Source organism: Legionella sp. (assembly GCF_049790535.1).
Classification (GTDB): Bacteria; Pseudomonadota; Gammaproteobacteria; order Legionellales; family Legionellaceae; genus Legionella.
Genome location: NZ_JBAQZB010000150.1, coordinates 1 through 15334 on the forward strand (window position 1 = coordinate 1; position 15334 = coordinate 15334).

The window sequence follows — 15334 nt, forward strand, 5'->3', positions numbered from 1 at the left end:
AAGTAATGCACAAAAAGTCCGCGCTGTTGGACAAGCAAAAGCGGCATCAATCTATGCTCAGGCTTACAGTCAAAATAAGGACTTTTTTACATTATACCGTAGTCTCTTGGCTTACGAAGGAAGTTTCAACAGCAAACATGATATTTTAGTATTAGATCAAAGTAGTGCATTTTTTGATTATTTTAAGCAGGCTACTCCAAAAAATGATGGTGTCTTAGTTAAAAAGTAACTATAATGGCCGATTTTGCTGAAATCAGGTTCAATCCTGATGGCATTTTGCAAATTAACGAGTAAATCATGGGTAAGAACGTTGTTGTTTTAGGTACACAATGGGGCGATGAAGGCAAAGGTAAAATTGTCGATTTATTAACGCAAGATGCGCAAGTAGTCGTTCGTTATCAAGGTGGTCATAATGCAGGCCATACTTTAAAAATTAATGGGGTTAAAACTGTTTTGCGTCTAATCCCTTCAGGTATGCTTCGACCGCATGTCACATGCTATATTGCAAATGGCGTGGTGCTTTCACCAGAGGCATTGCTGAGTGAGATCAAAGAGCTTGAAGGCACAGGAATTGATGTGCGTTCTCGTTTGCATGTTAGCTTAGCCTGCCCACTTATTTTTTCATGTCATGTTGCTTTAGATAAAGCACGTGAATTGCATATGGGTAAGGCCGCTATTGGTACAACCGGCCGTGGTATTGGTCCGGCCTATGAAGATAAGGTTGCTCGGCGCGCGCTAAAAGTAGGTGATTTATTTCATCCAGAGCGTTTTGCTCAAAAATTGGCAGAACTTTTGGATTATTATAATTTTATTTTGACTCAATATTTCAAGCAGCCTGCTGTAGAAATGCAACCCATATTAGATGCCTCTACTACTTGGGCTGAGGAATTACGCCCCATAGTTTGTGATGTACCTACAGCTTTGCATGAACATAGAGAAAAAGGAGATAATATTCTATTTGAAGGAGCTCAAGGGGTTTATTTAGACATTGATCATGGTACTTATCCCTTTGTAACCTCTTCAAATACCTGCGTTGGTTCCGTAGTGAATGGTGCTGGCTTTGGACCTAAATATCTTGACTATGTTTTAGGGATCACTAAAGCTTATACTACCCGTGTTGGTGGGGGACCTTTTCCCACTGAACTGTTTGATGAAGTTGGAAAGAAAATTGCAGAGCGAGGTCAAGAATTTGGCGCAGTTACGGGAAGACCAAGACGCTGTGGTTGGTTTGATGCAGTTTTATTAAAACGCTCCATCGAATTGAATAGTATTACGGGTTTGTGCATCACCAAGCTGGATGTTTTAGATAATTTGGATGTGCTGCGTATTGCTGTGGCTTATAAAGACAGTAGTGGCAATTTAATTTCTCGTCCTCCGCAAGCAGCGGATGATTTTGAAGGTTTAGTGCCTGTTTACGAAGAAATTGCCGGTTGGAACGAGTCTACTGCTGATATCACCAATAGGAATGACTTACCTGCTAACGCGATTGCTTATCTGAATAGAATAGAACAATTGTTGCATATTCCTATTGCCATGTTGTCGACGGGTCCAGAACGTGATTCAACCATTATTTTGCAGGACCCTTTTACGGTCTAAGCATAAGTAAGCCGCTATTGCTAAGGAATAGTGGCATTCCCGCTCAGATGGGCTTCGTTGACGGTTAGACTGGATGCCCGCAATGTTAGCTCATCCGCAGTTTTTAGTTTTTAGTTTTTAGCCGCAGGTACGTAGGGAGAGAGTTCGTAATAAGTAGGACCTTAAGTGCAAATTTTGTTTATCAAAGATGATGATCAAATTGACCGCGAACTACGCATAGCGGAATGCATGTTATATCTAAATTTCCGAGTCAATATAATCTTATAATCTAAGGTCATTGTGTTTTAATATATACTCTCAAAATCATTTAATTTCACTTCTAATTCCCATTGTAATCGCGCTTTTTCATTATCTTTAATGAATTTTTTACAAGTGTTACTTTTTAAATCCTGACATTCTTTAACTAATAGGGCTTTTTCTGCATTAGCCCAAATGCTTTTACCTGGAACGAACGCATAAGTTAATACATTTCTATTAATTTGTTTCAAGGTTGGATAATCTAAATTATGATCCATTACCGCCTCTACATATTGAGCTGTTAAAGTAGTACGTAATACCCCTTCATCATCTGTAGATAAAACAATCGGAACATGATGCGCAAGGTAATAATTCAATGGATGATTGCGGCCTGAAACATTTAATATTTTCTGATTACTGCTCAGATTAATCTCTACTGGTATATGCTGTTTTGCCATGTAGTTTAAAATAGCGTTGACATTTTCTTCATGAGCTATAGTAACACCATGACCAATTCTTTGTGCTTGCCCGGTCATTAACGCATCATGAATGTGGTAATTTAATTCCTCGGGAACTACTAACTCCTGAGTTAATTCCCCTGCATGTAATGTAATATTAACTTGTGGGTATATTTGATGCAGGTATTGATAGATCTGCATTTGTTTGAGGTAATCCCGTAAAGCGAATATACCATTTTCCGCTTGAACTAAATTGACCCCCACCAGGCTATTCTTTTGCCGTTGTTGAGATTTAGCGACCGCTTCAAATGCATTAAGGGTTTGTGCAAAAAGATTATCCAAAGGTTGTTCACGCAGTGAGTAATATAAAAATTTTATGGTGACTTGGCAATTTTTCTGCTGCGGATTTGTGTCGCATCCCAGATTTTTACGTGCTTGTTGGAGAATGTTATCTGCTTCGGTAACGGTATATTCATTGTTTTTTTGAAAATCTTCATTAGCTAATAAAAGTTTTCTTTTTTGGGCAAAAGATGAAGCATCTTTAAGTAACGCGCCAAAACTGAGGGAATGCGCGTTATCAGGTATAATCATTAATTCCAGATACTGCTCATTTTGATTTGCTGCTCTTTTAATTATATCGGCAACCAATTCTGGCCTGTAATCAAATACTAAAGTTCCAAATTTAAAGAATGCATTAAAAAAGTGATCATGTGCTGATTCTTCTCCAGGAGTAAATGCTTTCAAAGACCAACTTCGTACCGTTTTTTCATAAAGTTCGGGTTGATCGAATAGTTCTTTAATAGGGATACCTTCGCACGATCCAGAAGAACTATTAGTTACCGCAAACGTTTTTTTATCAATACAATAATTGCTTTTGGATGCTATCTCTAACATAGTTTCAGGATAGACACTTCCGGCTAAATGGTAATGTAATTCTCCACCTTTGGGCATGAGTTTAAAAAACTCATATAAGGCATTTGGATCATTTTTTATTTGGTCAAAATGAGATTGAACATTAGCCTGAGTTTGTGAAAAAATTAAAAAGCTAACAAGTAATGAAACTGATTTGATAAAGTTCATAATGTCATAACAAGTATCAATGATGGCAGATTATCGCATAATTATTGTTAATTCCCAATCAAATTTCTTCATACATGACAAAAACAAACGGTGGGCTTTGAATACTAGGCATTGTATTTTAAGTTTATTCATAGCAAAATAATTTTTATTGCTTCTAACTACAAGAAGAAAAATATGACTAAATTTTTATCAAAATTTTGGGTGATTCTTGGTGTTGTGATGGTATTTATTACAGCAGATGCTGTTGGTGCAAGTACAAACGAGTCAACGAAAAAAACAATTAATATTGGTATCTATGCTCCATTCACGAGTAAATCAGCATATATTGGCAGAAATATGTTAGGAGCACTAGAAATAGCTCGTGATCAGTTACAATCTGTTGAAATTAGTTACGAATTTTATACTTTAGATAAATTTTCTGTGAGCAAGAAATCTAGGGAGACGTTACAAAAATTTATTGATGTGCATCATATTAATGTTCTTTTGACTGAAAGTGCTGATACAGGCTCAGTGGTAGCGTCTTTAGCGAAGAAGAATAATCTTATTCATTTTTGTTTGGGTTGTGATGCTGTTGCTGATGGGAAAAATAATTTTCAAATACAAAGTCCTAATTATAAACGCGGAGCGGTTTTAACTGAAATGAATCAACAGTTTGTGGGGCAATTTAAACGAGAATATTTTAGTCATCCGGTGACTGAAGCAGGATATACCTATGATATTTTTCATCTGCTGCATAACAGCGCAATGATTGCTATGAAAATTAATTCTAATTTTTCCAGCGAATCAATTGCTACAAGTTTATTGGCTCTGGAAGCCAGAACTGGGTTAATGGGTGCATTTAAACTGGATGGAAAGGGTGTTTTTTATAATGAAAAACCAATCACGGCGTAAACTAGGAAAAGAGGTTGCATCTAATTAAAAAATAAACTATTTCTTAATTAGGAACTATTTTAGCCAATTTTTAATCTAAATTTAAAGAGATTAAATAGCTCATAAGGATGTGAACTTGAAGAAACAGTCTTACAAAATTTTGCTAGAGCCTGATCCGCAAGTAGCTCAAACTATTTTGCATTGGCTGATAAATCGTGTCGAAGTTTTTTATGTCTGAAACAAAAATGACGTAAAAGAAAAAGCATCTTTAACTGTATGGGATCTTGTCATTACAGATATTAATTCTTTTGCTACAACTTCTTTGTTTGCCATTTGCATGACTACTTTTTTCTTTCTATTTTACAACAATTTCTCTGCTGCCATACTACAATGGAAGTACATCACCAATGGATAGTGCTGCAATTTATTGCAGCACGTGGACATTAGAATCAATTGTTAACATGTTCTAAGAGGATGGAACTTATTGATTATTTAAAGCCATACCTTCTAATACAGTATACGCAGCATAAAGTTGATAGTCATTGTGTAATAAATCTTCGGGTTTGGCTTCCATTTTTTTTGCAACAGTTTTTTCTGTATTATTTTTATTAATTAAGTGCCCACTCAGATCTGCTTCACTAAACCCAGTTGCATCATTATTTTTTTTAGTAGTCTTTTTAGGTATTTCTATTTCTTTGACTACGATGTCAGGCACAATTCCTTTTGCTTGAATTGAAGTACCTAATGGTGTGTAGTAAAGAGCAGTGGTTAATTTAATACCTGTTTTGTTATCGAGAGGTAATACGGTTTGCACAGAACCTTTACCAAAACTGGTAGTACCAAGAACAACTGCTCGTTTGTTATCTTTTAATGCGCCTGCAACGATTTCAGCAGCCGAAGCGGAACCATTATTAATTAATACAACCATTGGTGCATTATTTAACACATCAATTCCTTTAGACAGAGCAGTAAAATCCGTACCCGGTAAGCGACCTTTAGTGGAAACAATTGTTTCTGGTTTACCTGATTTATCTTTACCAAGGAACGCATCAGAAACCTGGATGGCTGAGTCGAGTAACCCTCCTGGATTGTTTCTTAAATCCAGGATCAAACCTTTTATTTTACCTCCAGATTCTAGTTTTAAACGGTCAATAGCTTGCAACATGTCTTTTCCAGTTAATACCTGAAATTGGGTCAAACGAATATACGCATAGCCTGGGCTAAGTAATTTGCTTTGTACACTTTTGATTTGAATGACTTCACGAATCAAATCAAAAGTTAACGCTTTGTTAACTCCTTTACGTAATACAGTTAACTCAATGGTACTTCCTGCCTTACCGCGCATCATTTTAACTGCGTCTTTAAGGGAAAGACCTTGTACAGACTCTTTACCGAATTTAATAATGTAATCGCCTGATTTCATTCCGGCTTTGAACGCAGGGGTATCAACCAGAGGGGTGATGACTTTTATTACCCCTTCCTCCATCGTTACCTCAAGACCTAAACCACCAAATTCACCACTCGTAGAGGTTTGTAGTTCTTTAAATTCTTCTTCATCTAGATAAGTTGAATGAGGATCTAAGCCACTGAGCATGCCACGAATGGCATTATTAAACAGTTCTTTGTCATCGATAGGTTTTACATAATATTTTTTAATTTCACCAAGTGCATTGGAAAAGCGTTGTACATCTTCTAAAGGTACCGCTTTAGAGGTAGGGCCAGAACTGGGCTCATCATCAGCGGTAAAGGCCGTCAGAGGTAACATCAGTGTAATTGCATACACTGCTGAAAGCATGTATGGATGTAGTTTCCTTATCAACATAACTATCTCCTCAGATGCGCGCCTAAAATAAGTCGCCTTCTTTTTTGTTTTTATAATATTGAAATGCAATTTAAGTGCCAGAGGTAAAGGCGGTTAGTTTAATTTCCTCTTTATTTCAATAAAAAAACACCTTAAACCGGTAGCAGCCAAGCCAGGGGAGGGATTGCTTTTCCTCTTAGTCTTATTTCGAAGTATAGACCGTTTTGTTTAATTCCACCGCTATGACCTACAGAAGCGATTTGTTCATTTTGACGAACCTGTTGTCCTGCTTTTTTAAATAATGATTCATTGTGTGCGTATAAGGTCATAAATCCTCGGCCATGATCGATAATAAGTAACAAACCATAGCCTTTTAACCAATCACTAAATACTACTTTACCTGGATAAACGGCAGTTACAACGCTTCCTTCATCGGCAAAAAATGTCACCCCTTGGTTCATTTTGTGTAAAGATACATTCTGGGTTTGAACTGGAAGCGGCAATTTTTTGTGCATCTGATCAAAAGGTTGATTTGTTTGAGTACTACTTTGTTGAGATAATGCATTTAATAGGCGAGCTAAATTGTCTTTATTTCTTTGAGCCTCCTGTAAACTTGTTTGTTTGTTTTGAATTTCACTATTTAATGATTTGATTAATACAGTATGATAATTCTTTTTTTGTTGTAATTTTTTCTGCTGTGTTGTGAGTTTGAATTTTAGTTTTTGTTTTTCTGCAAACTCCTTATTTAATAGTTCTTTGCTTTGATTCAGGTTATGCCGAGTAGTGTCTATTTGCTCAATAAGCTGTTGGCGTGATTTAACGATGTATTGGTAATAAGTTAGAATTCTGCTTATTTTATAAGGATTATCCTGATTAAGTAGCCATTTGAGGGGTTGATACTCACCCATTTGGTAGCGAGTTTTTATTTGATTTGCTAATAAGTGCTGTTGGTTTATTAGTTGCTTGTTTATTTGATTCACTTGCTTTTGTAATTCGCTGATTTTATATGACTTATCATTCATACTTTTCTGAATAGAATGGAGTTCATAGACTCCTTGGCTTATTTGTTTTTCAGTCGCTAGTAATTCTTTATTTAAAAGAGCACGTTTATCATGTGCTGAATTTAACATGTAGTGTAATTTCTTAATGTGCACATCTAATTGTTTTAATTTGGTTTGTGTCTGTTGTATTTCTGAAGGGTTTGCATACAGCGCTAAACCAAGTAGGGTGCCTAAGGACATTATTACCAGCTTATTTCTTAACTGATTACTTCGTTTAGTCATAAGTATCTTTTTTTAATAATTGATGCCCGGTCATTTCTGTTGGAGGATTAATCCCTAATAAGCCTAGCATGGTTGGCGCTATATCAATTAAACTGCCTTGGGTACGGATAAAATGCCAATTACCACCAACATACATTAAAGGTACCGGTTCATTAGTGTGAGCAGTATGAGGCTGGTGTGTTGTCTCGTCAAACATTTCCTCCGCATTACCGTGATCAGCCGTAATGAGTAATTGTCCTCCTTGTTTGCGCAATGCATGCCAGACTTTATTCATGCATTGATCCAGACATTCTATGGCAGATACTGTGGCATTAAAATCGCCAGTATGTCCTACCATATCTGCATTAGCATAATTACAGATAATGACATCATATCTATGGCGGTTAATGGCATTGACTAAACAATCAGTTAACTGTGACGCACTCATTTCCGGTTGTAAATTATAGGTAGCCACTTTAGGAGAAGGAATTAGAATTCGTTCTTCATTCGCAAAAATATTCTCGTTGCCTCCGTTAAAGAAAAATGTTACATGCGCATATTTTTCGGTTTCAGCGATACGTAGTTGGCTTAAACCATGTGTTGCCAGAACCTCTCCTATAGTATTAGTTAAAGGAATAGGGGGGAATGCCGGTGTAGTAGGTAGGTTTTTATCGTATTGTGTCATACTGACAAAATACGATAATTGCGGATGTACCTTACGTTCAAACTTGGAAAATGATTTATCAATAAATGTGGCAGTTAATTGTCTGCTTCTGTCAGCGCGAAAGTTAAAAAATAAAATTGCGTCACCATCTGTAATTGTTTTTCCCGTGCCAATTAAAGTAGGAGGAATAAATTCATCCGACAAATTTTGCTGATAGTAGGTTTTTATCGCGGTTTTTGCGTCAGCAAATTGATGTTCACTTTGACCTTCAGTCAATAAGCGATAAACCGGTTCTATTCGTTCCCAACGGTTATCTCTGTCCATGGCATAATAACGACCACTAATGGAAGAAACAGTAGCAATGGGGTATTTTTTAAGTTCTTCATCCAGACGCGCAAAGCTTTCTAATGCGCTTTGTGGCGGCGTATCGCGCCCATCAAGAAATAAATGTAAATAGACCGAATGTACATCATGTTGTGCGCAAAGGGCGAGCAAAGAAAATAAATGGTCTTCATGGCTGTGTACTCCACCAGGAGAAAACAATCCGAGAAGATGCAGAGATTTACCGGTTTGCTTTAATTGCCTAATGACGTTATTAAATACTGGATTTTTGGTAAAGTCACCCGTGTCTATATGTTCATTAATGCGCGTGAAATCTTGCTGAATGATTCTGCCTGCTCCAATGTGCATATGGCCGACTTCCGAATTACCCATTTGTTCATCGGGCAAACCCACGGGTAAACCTGATGCTTCCAAAAGGATGTGTGGACAGGTTTGCCACCATTCATCCCATTGCGGGGTATTGGCTTTAGCAATTGCATTGTGTTTATTATTTTTGTTATAACCCCAACCGTCTAAAATTAAAAGCACCAAGGGCGCATTTTTTTGCATAAAGTACTCGATAAAAGAAAGTCAGTAATAATTTGATTATACAATAGACTTCTTTTGAATCGCTACTGCTGAAGAAATTGCATCCTAGATTTGCTGCTTGAATTTTCATGCACTTACAGTTATGGCAAAGCATTTTAATGTTGCATTCTAAAATTAATTTGGTATTTTAATGCCACATAATAATAATAATAGTCAAGTAAAAGGAAGAATATGTTGACAGATAAAGAAGAAAAAATTGTCGTTCAATCCATGAAATCATTAACTCTAGAATTACTTAAAGACCTCATCGGTGAAGAACAAGCAAGTGAACTAGGCGGACAATTAGATAATAATGTTGCTAAAATTTTCGCTAAAATGCATGAATCAGAAAAAATTCCCGAAGAACTGAAAAAATTAATTTCAGATGTAGAAATCTGTGAATCAGAAGAAAAAATGGCGGCTAATATTAGAGCAATAGTCAAAAAAGAAAATTTAAGCGCAAATGATGAACACACAGCATTTGAAGCGGTCAAAAATAGATTAGAAGCATTCAATGATTGTAAGTTATTCGTGGATGAACTTTCTAATAAAATAAAAAATTATCAACACAATGAAATACTTTCCAGCAAAGATCTTAATGCTGCACTAACAGAGTTCTTTAAGGATAAGATGACAAATAAAGAAGAATTAAAAAATAGTGTAGATGCGATTGAAAATCAATTTTTAACCGAATATAAAGCAGCAAAAGATTACTATAAAGTCAGAGAGTCGATCACTCTTTTTGCGTGTAGAACATTACTTAATTCAAAAGCTCATCAAGAAGAACCTGATCTCATACATTTAGGATGTGCTTTGGATGAATACCGTGATGCTATTGATGAAAAATACACAACGATCTATAACAAACTTACAGTAAATTTCTTGTTTAATTTAGCGGAGATTATGACAAAATTAGATCAATGTGAAAATACTTACGATTCATTTAAACGCTCAAAAAAAGAAAATAAGTTTGATTTGGTTAAGCATTACCGAAATAATTTACCAACAATGTTCTCTAATCAGAAATCAATATCTGATAATGAACCGTCTCCGTCTCCGTCTCCGTCTACCTCACGATTAGGCTAACAGTGTTCCCCTTCCTGCCGCCATATTTTGAGGTTAGAGACAGTGCAGATTGAGTCGTTCGAAACACACGCATTGTTATCTCTATGTGGGATGCTAACACTCGAGATGAAAAAAGTGGTGATGGGGATGATTATTCGAACCACAACTCGAAGAACATATGGTTTTAGAAAATCGTCGCCAAGTTTTTCAGATTTTAATTAAGTTGACCGCGTGTCGATGTAGAAGCCTGGCGACGCAAGCCGCCTAATTTTAATTTTGACCTTATAAAAGTGGTAAATTAGATTAAAATCACTAGACTTATATTAAAGGTCTACATTAGAAGAGAATTTAATATGAACACGCATTATATTGCAAATGTGTATTGTAATGAGGAAAAAATTGCCTCGCAAAGTGGCGATGATATTGAGCAATTGAATGCATGGATGTTATTGCAGGCTAATGGTAATTTTGGTGATGTGCATGGAGAAATTATTGATATGACTACTCAAGAAGTAGTGAAAACGTTTCAAAAGACTTATACGGATTGATTAAATAAGTATTATAAGGCTTTTTTGAAACCAGCTGTAAACATCTTTGTGTAAAGGTTTGAAATAAATCATTTCACTATAATCGCTTTTGTCACTTTTTGCATCATTTTGGCCGTAACTTTTTCTTGGTTTTCAATTTTACTCACATAGGCTTGCGTGACATTCATGAGCTTGGCTAGTTCTTCTTGTGTGATACCTGCTTGAATGCGAGCTAAAGCAATAGGATTATCGATATAATCTGATCTTGCTACCATCAGTAGGGTCAAATACCTCATAATCTTCATTTTCTTTCGAATGTTTTAATTGCTCAGTAATTTGATGGCGCAAAGCATGGTAGGTGGCCACGGGCAAGAGGACATACTCTACCTTGCCATCCATTGATTTAATTGTTTGTAGGTTCATTTGTAAGCACCTCCATGGGGTTTAATTTTCTCTATCGAAATAATTTTCACCTCGTTATCTCTATCGAAAATCATTCGCCATTGTCCAACACGTAGGCGAAAATAGGGTTCGCCTTGTAATTTTTTTATGTCCAAGCTTGCATGGTCGGGGTTTTGTCACAACAATACAATCTTTTCAGTAATTCTGGTTCTATCAGGTTATGGTACACTGCTCCGCACGTTTAATGGCGGACTCAAGTTTGCCAATATCAGTGACTGATGTGGCTGATAATATTTCGCTTTGGATAAATACCCCATCGTCTGCAGTTAAAAAAATTAATTCCATTATTTATCAGCTAAAGCTTTAATAGTTGCAGCATGTCGTTCTTTGTTTTCCATGCAGAAAATATTTGTCCAAACATAATAATTATTAAAAATTGCGTAAGGTTTTCCTCTAAATCAGAATGATCACCAAGATAAGGATGGATTAACATGCTAGGATAAAAAAGAGATACAAAAAGCCCAATAAGCCCTATATAAATGCCTATTCTAATTGCAGCACCTCCAAACTCATCCATGCTTTGAAAATCTTTTTTCCCAATACTGTCACTTACTAATAAATTTGCTGATTGAGATAAAGCTAAAAATATTATTGATAAAAATTGGATATATTGTGTAGAAATTTGCTGAGAAATTAAGGCGGTTAATCCCAAATTTCCAGCAATTAAAGTTAAAACAAACTGAACTAAATATTCAGAGGTAGCGTGTAGAGATATTGGCCACCCTAAACGATATATTTGTTTTAATTCTAAAAAACGATTAAAGGATCTTTTGGAAAAGAATTTGAATTTATTAAATTCTTTATTTAAAACGATATAACTAATTATAAAGAGAAGCGCTTCGGTAACTCTAACTACCTGAGTATAACCTAATCCCGCGATGTCTAGAAGAGTAATGCCTAAACTGCCAAAAGTTAATATATAACTTGCGGTTACAGAAACAATCAAACTAATTAAGCCAATACAAGTTACTAAATTTGTTTTTTTAACCCCAACAGACATTGTTGGCAACAAGTTAACAGCATTCCGATAGGGATACTCCATATATATGTTTTGAAATATAGACTGACCAAATCAATAATAGAATTTGGTTGACCAAGAAATAGCAGAATCATTTTTATAAAAGCTACACTCATTATAACTGGAATAGAGAGTAAGAAAGCAAAAATAACACCATGGCGTATTAAGCTGCCAATTTGAAAATATCGGAATTAAGGCGAGTAATAATAGGACTTATTGAAAATAAAGGGGAAGAAAAAATCATCATTAAAGTTAGCTGTGTGACACCTATAAGGGCACCTGCTGCAAGAAAATCTGGGCCTAATTTAGCTAAGAATAATCCATTAATAATTGTAATTAAGACGGTGGTTAAATTAAATAATGAGATAGGAGCCGCTAATTTTATTATCGTTTTTATGGGGCGCATAGGAAAATTCTTTCTTCATACTAATATTGGGAGCAAAACTTACATTTTAAGTCTTTTGCAACTGGTATAAATTTACTTTTTTCTATGTTAAAAGGATCAATAAATTTTAATCCATTAATTGTTCCTGCTATATTAATACCTGATAAGTAGCAGACTGCTTCTAGAACAGCTAAAGAACAAGTCGTTGCGATAACCGGAGATCAACACGTGCATTTCTTTGAACCTTTTTTAGGATAGGTTCTATCGTTCTGGTTTCGTCTTAGATCTATTGGCTGATTTAATAGACGACGAATTTATAGAAATTGGCAGTAGTTCAGCCGTATATGATAAAACAGAGGTTCTACGGTGGCTTGCAAGCGGCGATCAATCTGTACGTCTTGGAGCTTCATTCAAAATACATAGGCTTTCAGAGGATTATTTTATTGACCTATATTAGTTCTATTAAAGATACGCCTAGTTCTGAGGCAAAAAAAGCAATGAGATCTTCAATTCTGCATAATCGGTTGCGTATGCTCATTGCTTCTGCAGCTGCCTTTTTTCTTGGTATGACTATTATAATTCAACCGCTATTTCAATCATTAATACAAGGCAGCGAAAACGTGGTATTTCCTTAAAGAAAGAATTTATTACCACAGTTTGGACACGAATTGCTACATCATCTGCCTTTGGGATTATGATTGATGTTAGTCTTTTTTCGTTAGTGGCGTTCTATGGCATTGTACCAACTGAAAAACTTGGAAGTGTAATTTTATTTGAAGATGCTTATAAAATATCCTATGAGGTGTTATTAACACCTGTTTCAATTTTGCTCATTTACTTCCTTAAAGTAAAAGAAAAAGTGGATATCTATGATGAGTTATCGAACTTAAATCCATTTAGAATCAAAACCAATTACAAGTTCAATGCAAATAAATTTGATGAAAATTATATAAAACCCAAGGGGGGTGATAATGGATAAATACATTTTTGATTTTATGGCAGCAACAATTGAAATAGCCGCATCCAATCCCATTGCTCCCTTTGGCGCAATCATTGTTTATGATAATAAAGACATTCTTTTGAAATCCGTAAATAGTGCGCACCATCATCCTCTAATGCACGGTGAATTATCAGTTATCCATACATTGTTTAATAATGGTTTTAAGAGCGATGTGAGTAAATTAAGTCTTTACACAACAGCTGAACCATGTCCTATGTGCGCTGCTGCAATTTATTGGGCGATGATTCCTAAAGTAATTTATGGGACATCTATTGCATTTTTGCATGAATTGTTTGGGCGACAAATACAAGTTGGTGCGGAAGAAATTTTATCAAAAACACCTGATTTTTATAGTTGTGATCTAATTGGAGGCGTAATGGAGGATAAATGTAATCAATTGTTTGTTGAGGCAAAGAAATTAAGAACATTATGATCATTATCACCAGAAAATAGTGATAGCGCGTTGATACAAGATGGTAATATTCATCGTGCTTATAAGGCTCAGAACTTGCCCATGAGGCGATACATATTGCATAGAATTTCTGCGTATTAGATAATGATAATTTGGCTTTGTACCAAATATAAGGGGCCAGATAATTGTTTTACTTTTAGGCCACAAGTATTTATAATTTGATTATTTTTTAAGCAAGAGGTTGTCTAATGAATAAAACAATTTCTGTGTATTTTAGTGGGACGGATTTTTCAATCAATAATGGGCGCTTTTTGGCTACTTTTCTATTCCGACGAACAGAGGAAAGTGACGCTCAAATTAAGATGGGATTTAATGGTTGTGGTGTCGATTATGGTTTTAATGGAGGCATTTTTGGCTCCGGCCTTGATGAGCAATGCGAGAAGGTTATTGATTGCGTTGTACAAGAAATAAATGCTGGTCACCAGATAACCCTAAATGTTTACGGCCATAGCCGTGGAGGCATAGCTGCGCTATTGCTTGCCAAACAACTGGGTAACATTGATAAAGAAAAGCTTGATATTAACTTAGCTTTACTCGATCCGGTACCTGGTAACTATATTATTACTTCAAACATTGATCCGTTTAAGATAAGTTTGGCTAATAAAACCATGGATTTAAGCGACTGTAAGCCATTAAGAAAAGTTTTGGCCTTATATCCATACATACCTCTTCCTGCTATTGCATGTCACGCTCCTTTATTAGTTTCCTATCCTCAAGAGACGGAAGTTGAGGAAGAAGTTGTTAACGGTTGTCATTCGGAGGCAGAGCAAATTTCTCATTTTTCTGCTAATTTGGTAAAACTTCGCGTAGAAGAGTTTCTGGTAAAAAATGGTACCCAACTCCAAACAGATAGAGATTATAATGACGCTGAAGAAATGAAACAGACCTATCTTAATCATTATAAAGGTGGGTTGGCTAATGTCAATCAAGCTTTTTCAAGAAAAGCTCATTCAGCTCGAGGAATGATGATTACCGCAAAACCTGGAGCAAAATATTTCAATAATCACCATAAAGCACTAGAAGAGGATAATTCACAAGAACCTGTTTCCCTAAGCATACAGCCTGAGCAGGGACTTTTTTCTGGGCTCAAAAGATTTTTTACTAATTATCCTTTAGTAGGTCAAGCACTTAAATGGACGTTGATTGCTTTGTCAGTAGCCAGCTTATTATATTTTACGGGTGGTTTAGCAGCAATTCCATTATTAGCACCGATTATGGCCAAACTTGGAGCATTAAGTCTCTTAGCATTTTCCCTTGTAGTTGGTGGTACTTTGGCTGCATTATGGTATGGTGTTGCAACGCCTATTTTATCATCGTGCGCCAGTAATTTCTTTTATCCTCACTATACAATGCGTAAGATAGCTACCCCAGACTTTACAAGAGGATTAATGGACGCCTTGGATGTTAATCGTTCATCAACTAATTCGCCTACCACTGGCGCAGCCCCTTACCAAGGGAAATCGCCTCTGCATTCTGAGAGAAAAGTAGTTTCAGAAGAGTTACCACATGATAACGAACAAGAAAGTTC

At 35.9% G+C, this 15334-nt stretch carries 17 protein-coding genes and 2 pseudogenes; 10 read left to right on the forward strand and 9 right to left on the reverse strand.

What is annotated here, in order from left to right:
• Together WA877_RS10120 and WA877_RS10125 are read left to right on the forward strand one after the other, a co-directional pair.
• Positions 1-229 (forward strand): annotated as a pseudogene (locus WA877_RS10120) (protease modulator HflC); the annotation flags it as partial.
• 68 nt (positions 230-297) lie between these two features.
• Positions 298-1596, forward strand: coding sequence for an adenylosuccinate synthase (locus tag WA877_RS10125; protein WP_425170796.1), 1299 nt, complete (start codon positions 298-300; stop codon positions 1594-1596).
• Between the two features lie 284 nt (positions 1597-1880).
• Here WA877_RS10125 and WA877_RS10130 read toward each other — a convergent pair whose 3' ends face one another.
• Positions 1881-3371: an adenosine deaminase family protein gene (locus WA877_RS10130; RefSeq protein ID WP_425170797.1), complete on the reverse strand. Its 1491-nt coding sequence runs from the start codon at positions 3369-3371 to the stop codon at positions 1881-1883.
• A 174-nt stretch (positions 3372-3545) separates the two neighbouring features.
• Here WA877_RS10130 and WA877_RS10135 point away from each other — a divergent pair, with 174 nt between their 5' ends.
• Positions 3546-4262, forward strand: coding sequence for a branched-chain amino acid ABC transporter substrate-binding protein (locus WA877_RS10135; protein WP_425170798.1), 717 nt, complete (start codon positions 3546-3548; stop codon positions 4260-4262).
• Positions 4263-4722: 460 nt separating this feature from the next.
• Here WA877_RS10135 and WA877_RS10140 read toward each other — a convergent pair whose 3' ends face one another.
• From WA877_RS10140 to gpmI, 3 genes are all read right to left on the reverse strand, one after another.
• Positions 4723-6063 (reverse strand): S41 family peptidase, encoded by a 1341-nt coding sequence (locus WA877_RS10140; RefSeq protein ID WP_425170799.1) that lies wholly within the window; start codon positions 6061-6063, stop codon positions 4723-4725.
• Positions 6064-6194: 131 nt separating this feature from the next.
• On the reverse strand, positions 6195-7325 hold the full coding sequence (locus WA877_RS10145) for a murein hydrolase activator EnvC family protein (RefSeq protein ID WP_425170800.1): 1131 nt from the start codon (positions 7323-7325) through the stop codon (positions 6195-6197).
• The gene (gene gpmI / locus WA877_RS10150) at positions 7318-8859 is read right to left on the reverse strand and encodes a 2,3-bisphosphoglycerate-independent phosphoglycerate mutase (protein ID WP_425170801.1); all 1542 of its coding nucleotides are present in this window, start codon (positions 8857-8859) and stop codon (positions 7318-7320) included. Before gpmI ends, WA877_RS10145 begins: the two co-directional genes overlap by 8 nt.
• A 210-nt stretch (positions 8860-9069) precedes the next feature.
• Here gpmI and WA877_RS10155 point away from each other — a divergent pair, with 210 nt between their 5' ends.
• Together WA877_RS10155 and WA877_RS10160 are read left to right on the forward strand one after the other, a co-directional pair.
• The gene (locus WA877_RS10155) at positions 9070-9963 is read left to right on the forward strand and encodes a hypothetical protein (RefSeq protein WP_425170802.1); all 894 of its coding nucleotides are present in this window, start codon (positions 9070-9072) and stop codon (positions 9961-9963) included.
• 332 nt (positions 9964-10295) lie between these two features.
• On the forward strand, positions 10296-10490 hold the full coding sequence (locus tag WA877_RS10160) for a hypothetical protein (RefSeq protein ID WP_425170803.1): 195 nt from the start codon (positions 10296-10298) through the stop codon (positions 10488-10490).
• A 68-nt stretch (positions 10491-10558) separates the two neighbouring features.
• Here WA877_RS10160 and WA877_RS10165 read toward each other — a convergent pair whose 3' ends face one another.
• The 5 genes from WA877_RS10165 to WA877_RS10185 all read right to left on the reverse strand — a co-directional run bounded on the left by WA877_RS10165 (position 10559) and on the right by WA877_RS10185 (position 12065).
• Positions 10559-10744 carry a helix-turn-helix domain-containing protein gene (locus tag WA877_RS10165; protein WP_425170804.1) on the reverse strand — a complete coding sequence of 62 codons (186 nt, stop codon included), beginning with the start codon at positions 10742-10744 and terminating at the stop codon, positions 10559-10561.
• Complete coding sequence (locus WA877_RS10170) at positions 10716-10892, reverse strand: hypothetical protein (protein ID WP_425170805.1); 177 nt, start codon at positions 10890-10892, stop codon at positions 10716-10718. Before WA877_RS10170 ends, WA877_RS10165 begins: the two co-directional genes overlap by 29 nt.
• A 192-nt stretch (positions 10893-11084) precedes the next feature.
• Positions 11085-11216: a hypothetical protein gene (locus WA877_RS10175; protein ID WP_425170806.1), complete on the reverse strand. Its 132-nt coding sequence runs from the start codon at positions 11214-11216 to the stop codon at positions 11085-11087.
• A gap of 10 nt (positions 11217-11226) precedes the next feature.
• A complete protein-coding gene (locus WA877_RS10180; RefSeq protein WP_425170807.1) occupies positions 11227-11931 on the reverse strand; it encodes an MATE family efflux transporter in 705 nt (234 codons plus the stop codon).
• Complete coding sequence (locus WA877_RS10185; RefSeq protein ID WP_425170808.1) at positions 11901-12065, reverse strand: hypothetical protein; 165 nt, start codon at positions 12063-12065, stop codon at positions 11901-11903. Before WA877_RS10185 ends, WA877_RS10180 begins: the two co-directional genes overlap by 31 nt.
• Before the next feature lie 60 nt (positions 12066-12125).
• On the opposite strand from WA877_RS10185, the gene WA877_RS10190 reads away from it, so the two are divergent.
• From WA877_RS10190 to WA877_RS10210, 5 genes and pseudogenes are all read left to right on the forward strand, one after another.
• On the forward strand, positions 12126-12425 hold the full coding sequence (locus tag WA877_RS10190; protein WP_425170809.1) for a hypothetical protein: 300 nt from the start codon (positions 12126-12128) through the stop codon (positions 12423-12425).
• Positions 12426-12777: 352 nt separating this feature from the next.
• Positions 12778-12969 (forward strand): hypothetical protein, encoded by a 192-nt coding sequence (locus tag WA877_RS10195; RefSeq protein WP_425170810.1) that lies wholly within the window; start codon positions 12778-12780, stop codon positions 12967-12969.
• A gap of 59 nt (positions 12970-13028) precedes the next feature.
• Entirely contained in the window at positions 13029-13313 is a 285-nt protein-coding gene (locus WA877_RS10200) for a hypothetical protein (RefSeq protein WP_425170811.1), read from the forward strand.
• Positions 13306-13767, forward strand: a complete 462-nt coding sequence (locus WA877_RS10205; protein WP_425170812.1) for a nucleoside deaminase — start codon at positions 13306-13308, stop codon at positions 13765-13767. The genes WA877_RS10200 and WA877_RS10205 overlap by 8 nt, the downstream gene beginning before the upstream one ends.
• 227 nt (positions 13768-13994) lie before the next feature.
• Positions 13995-15334, forward strand: a pseudogene (locus WA877_RS10210) (hypothetical protein); the annotation flags it as partial.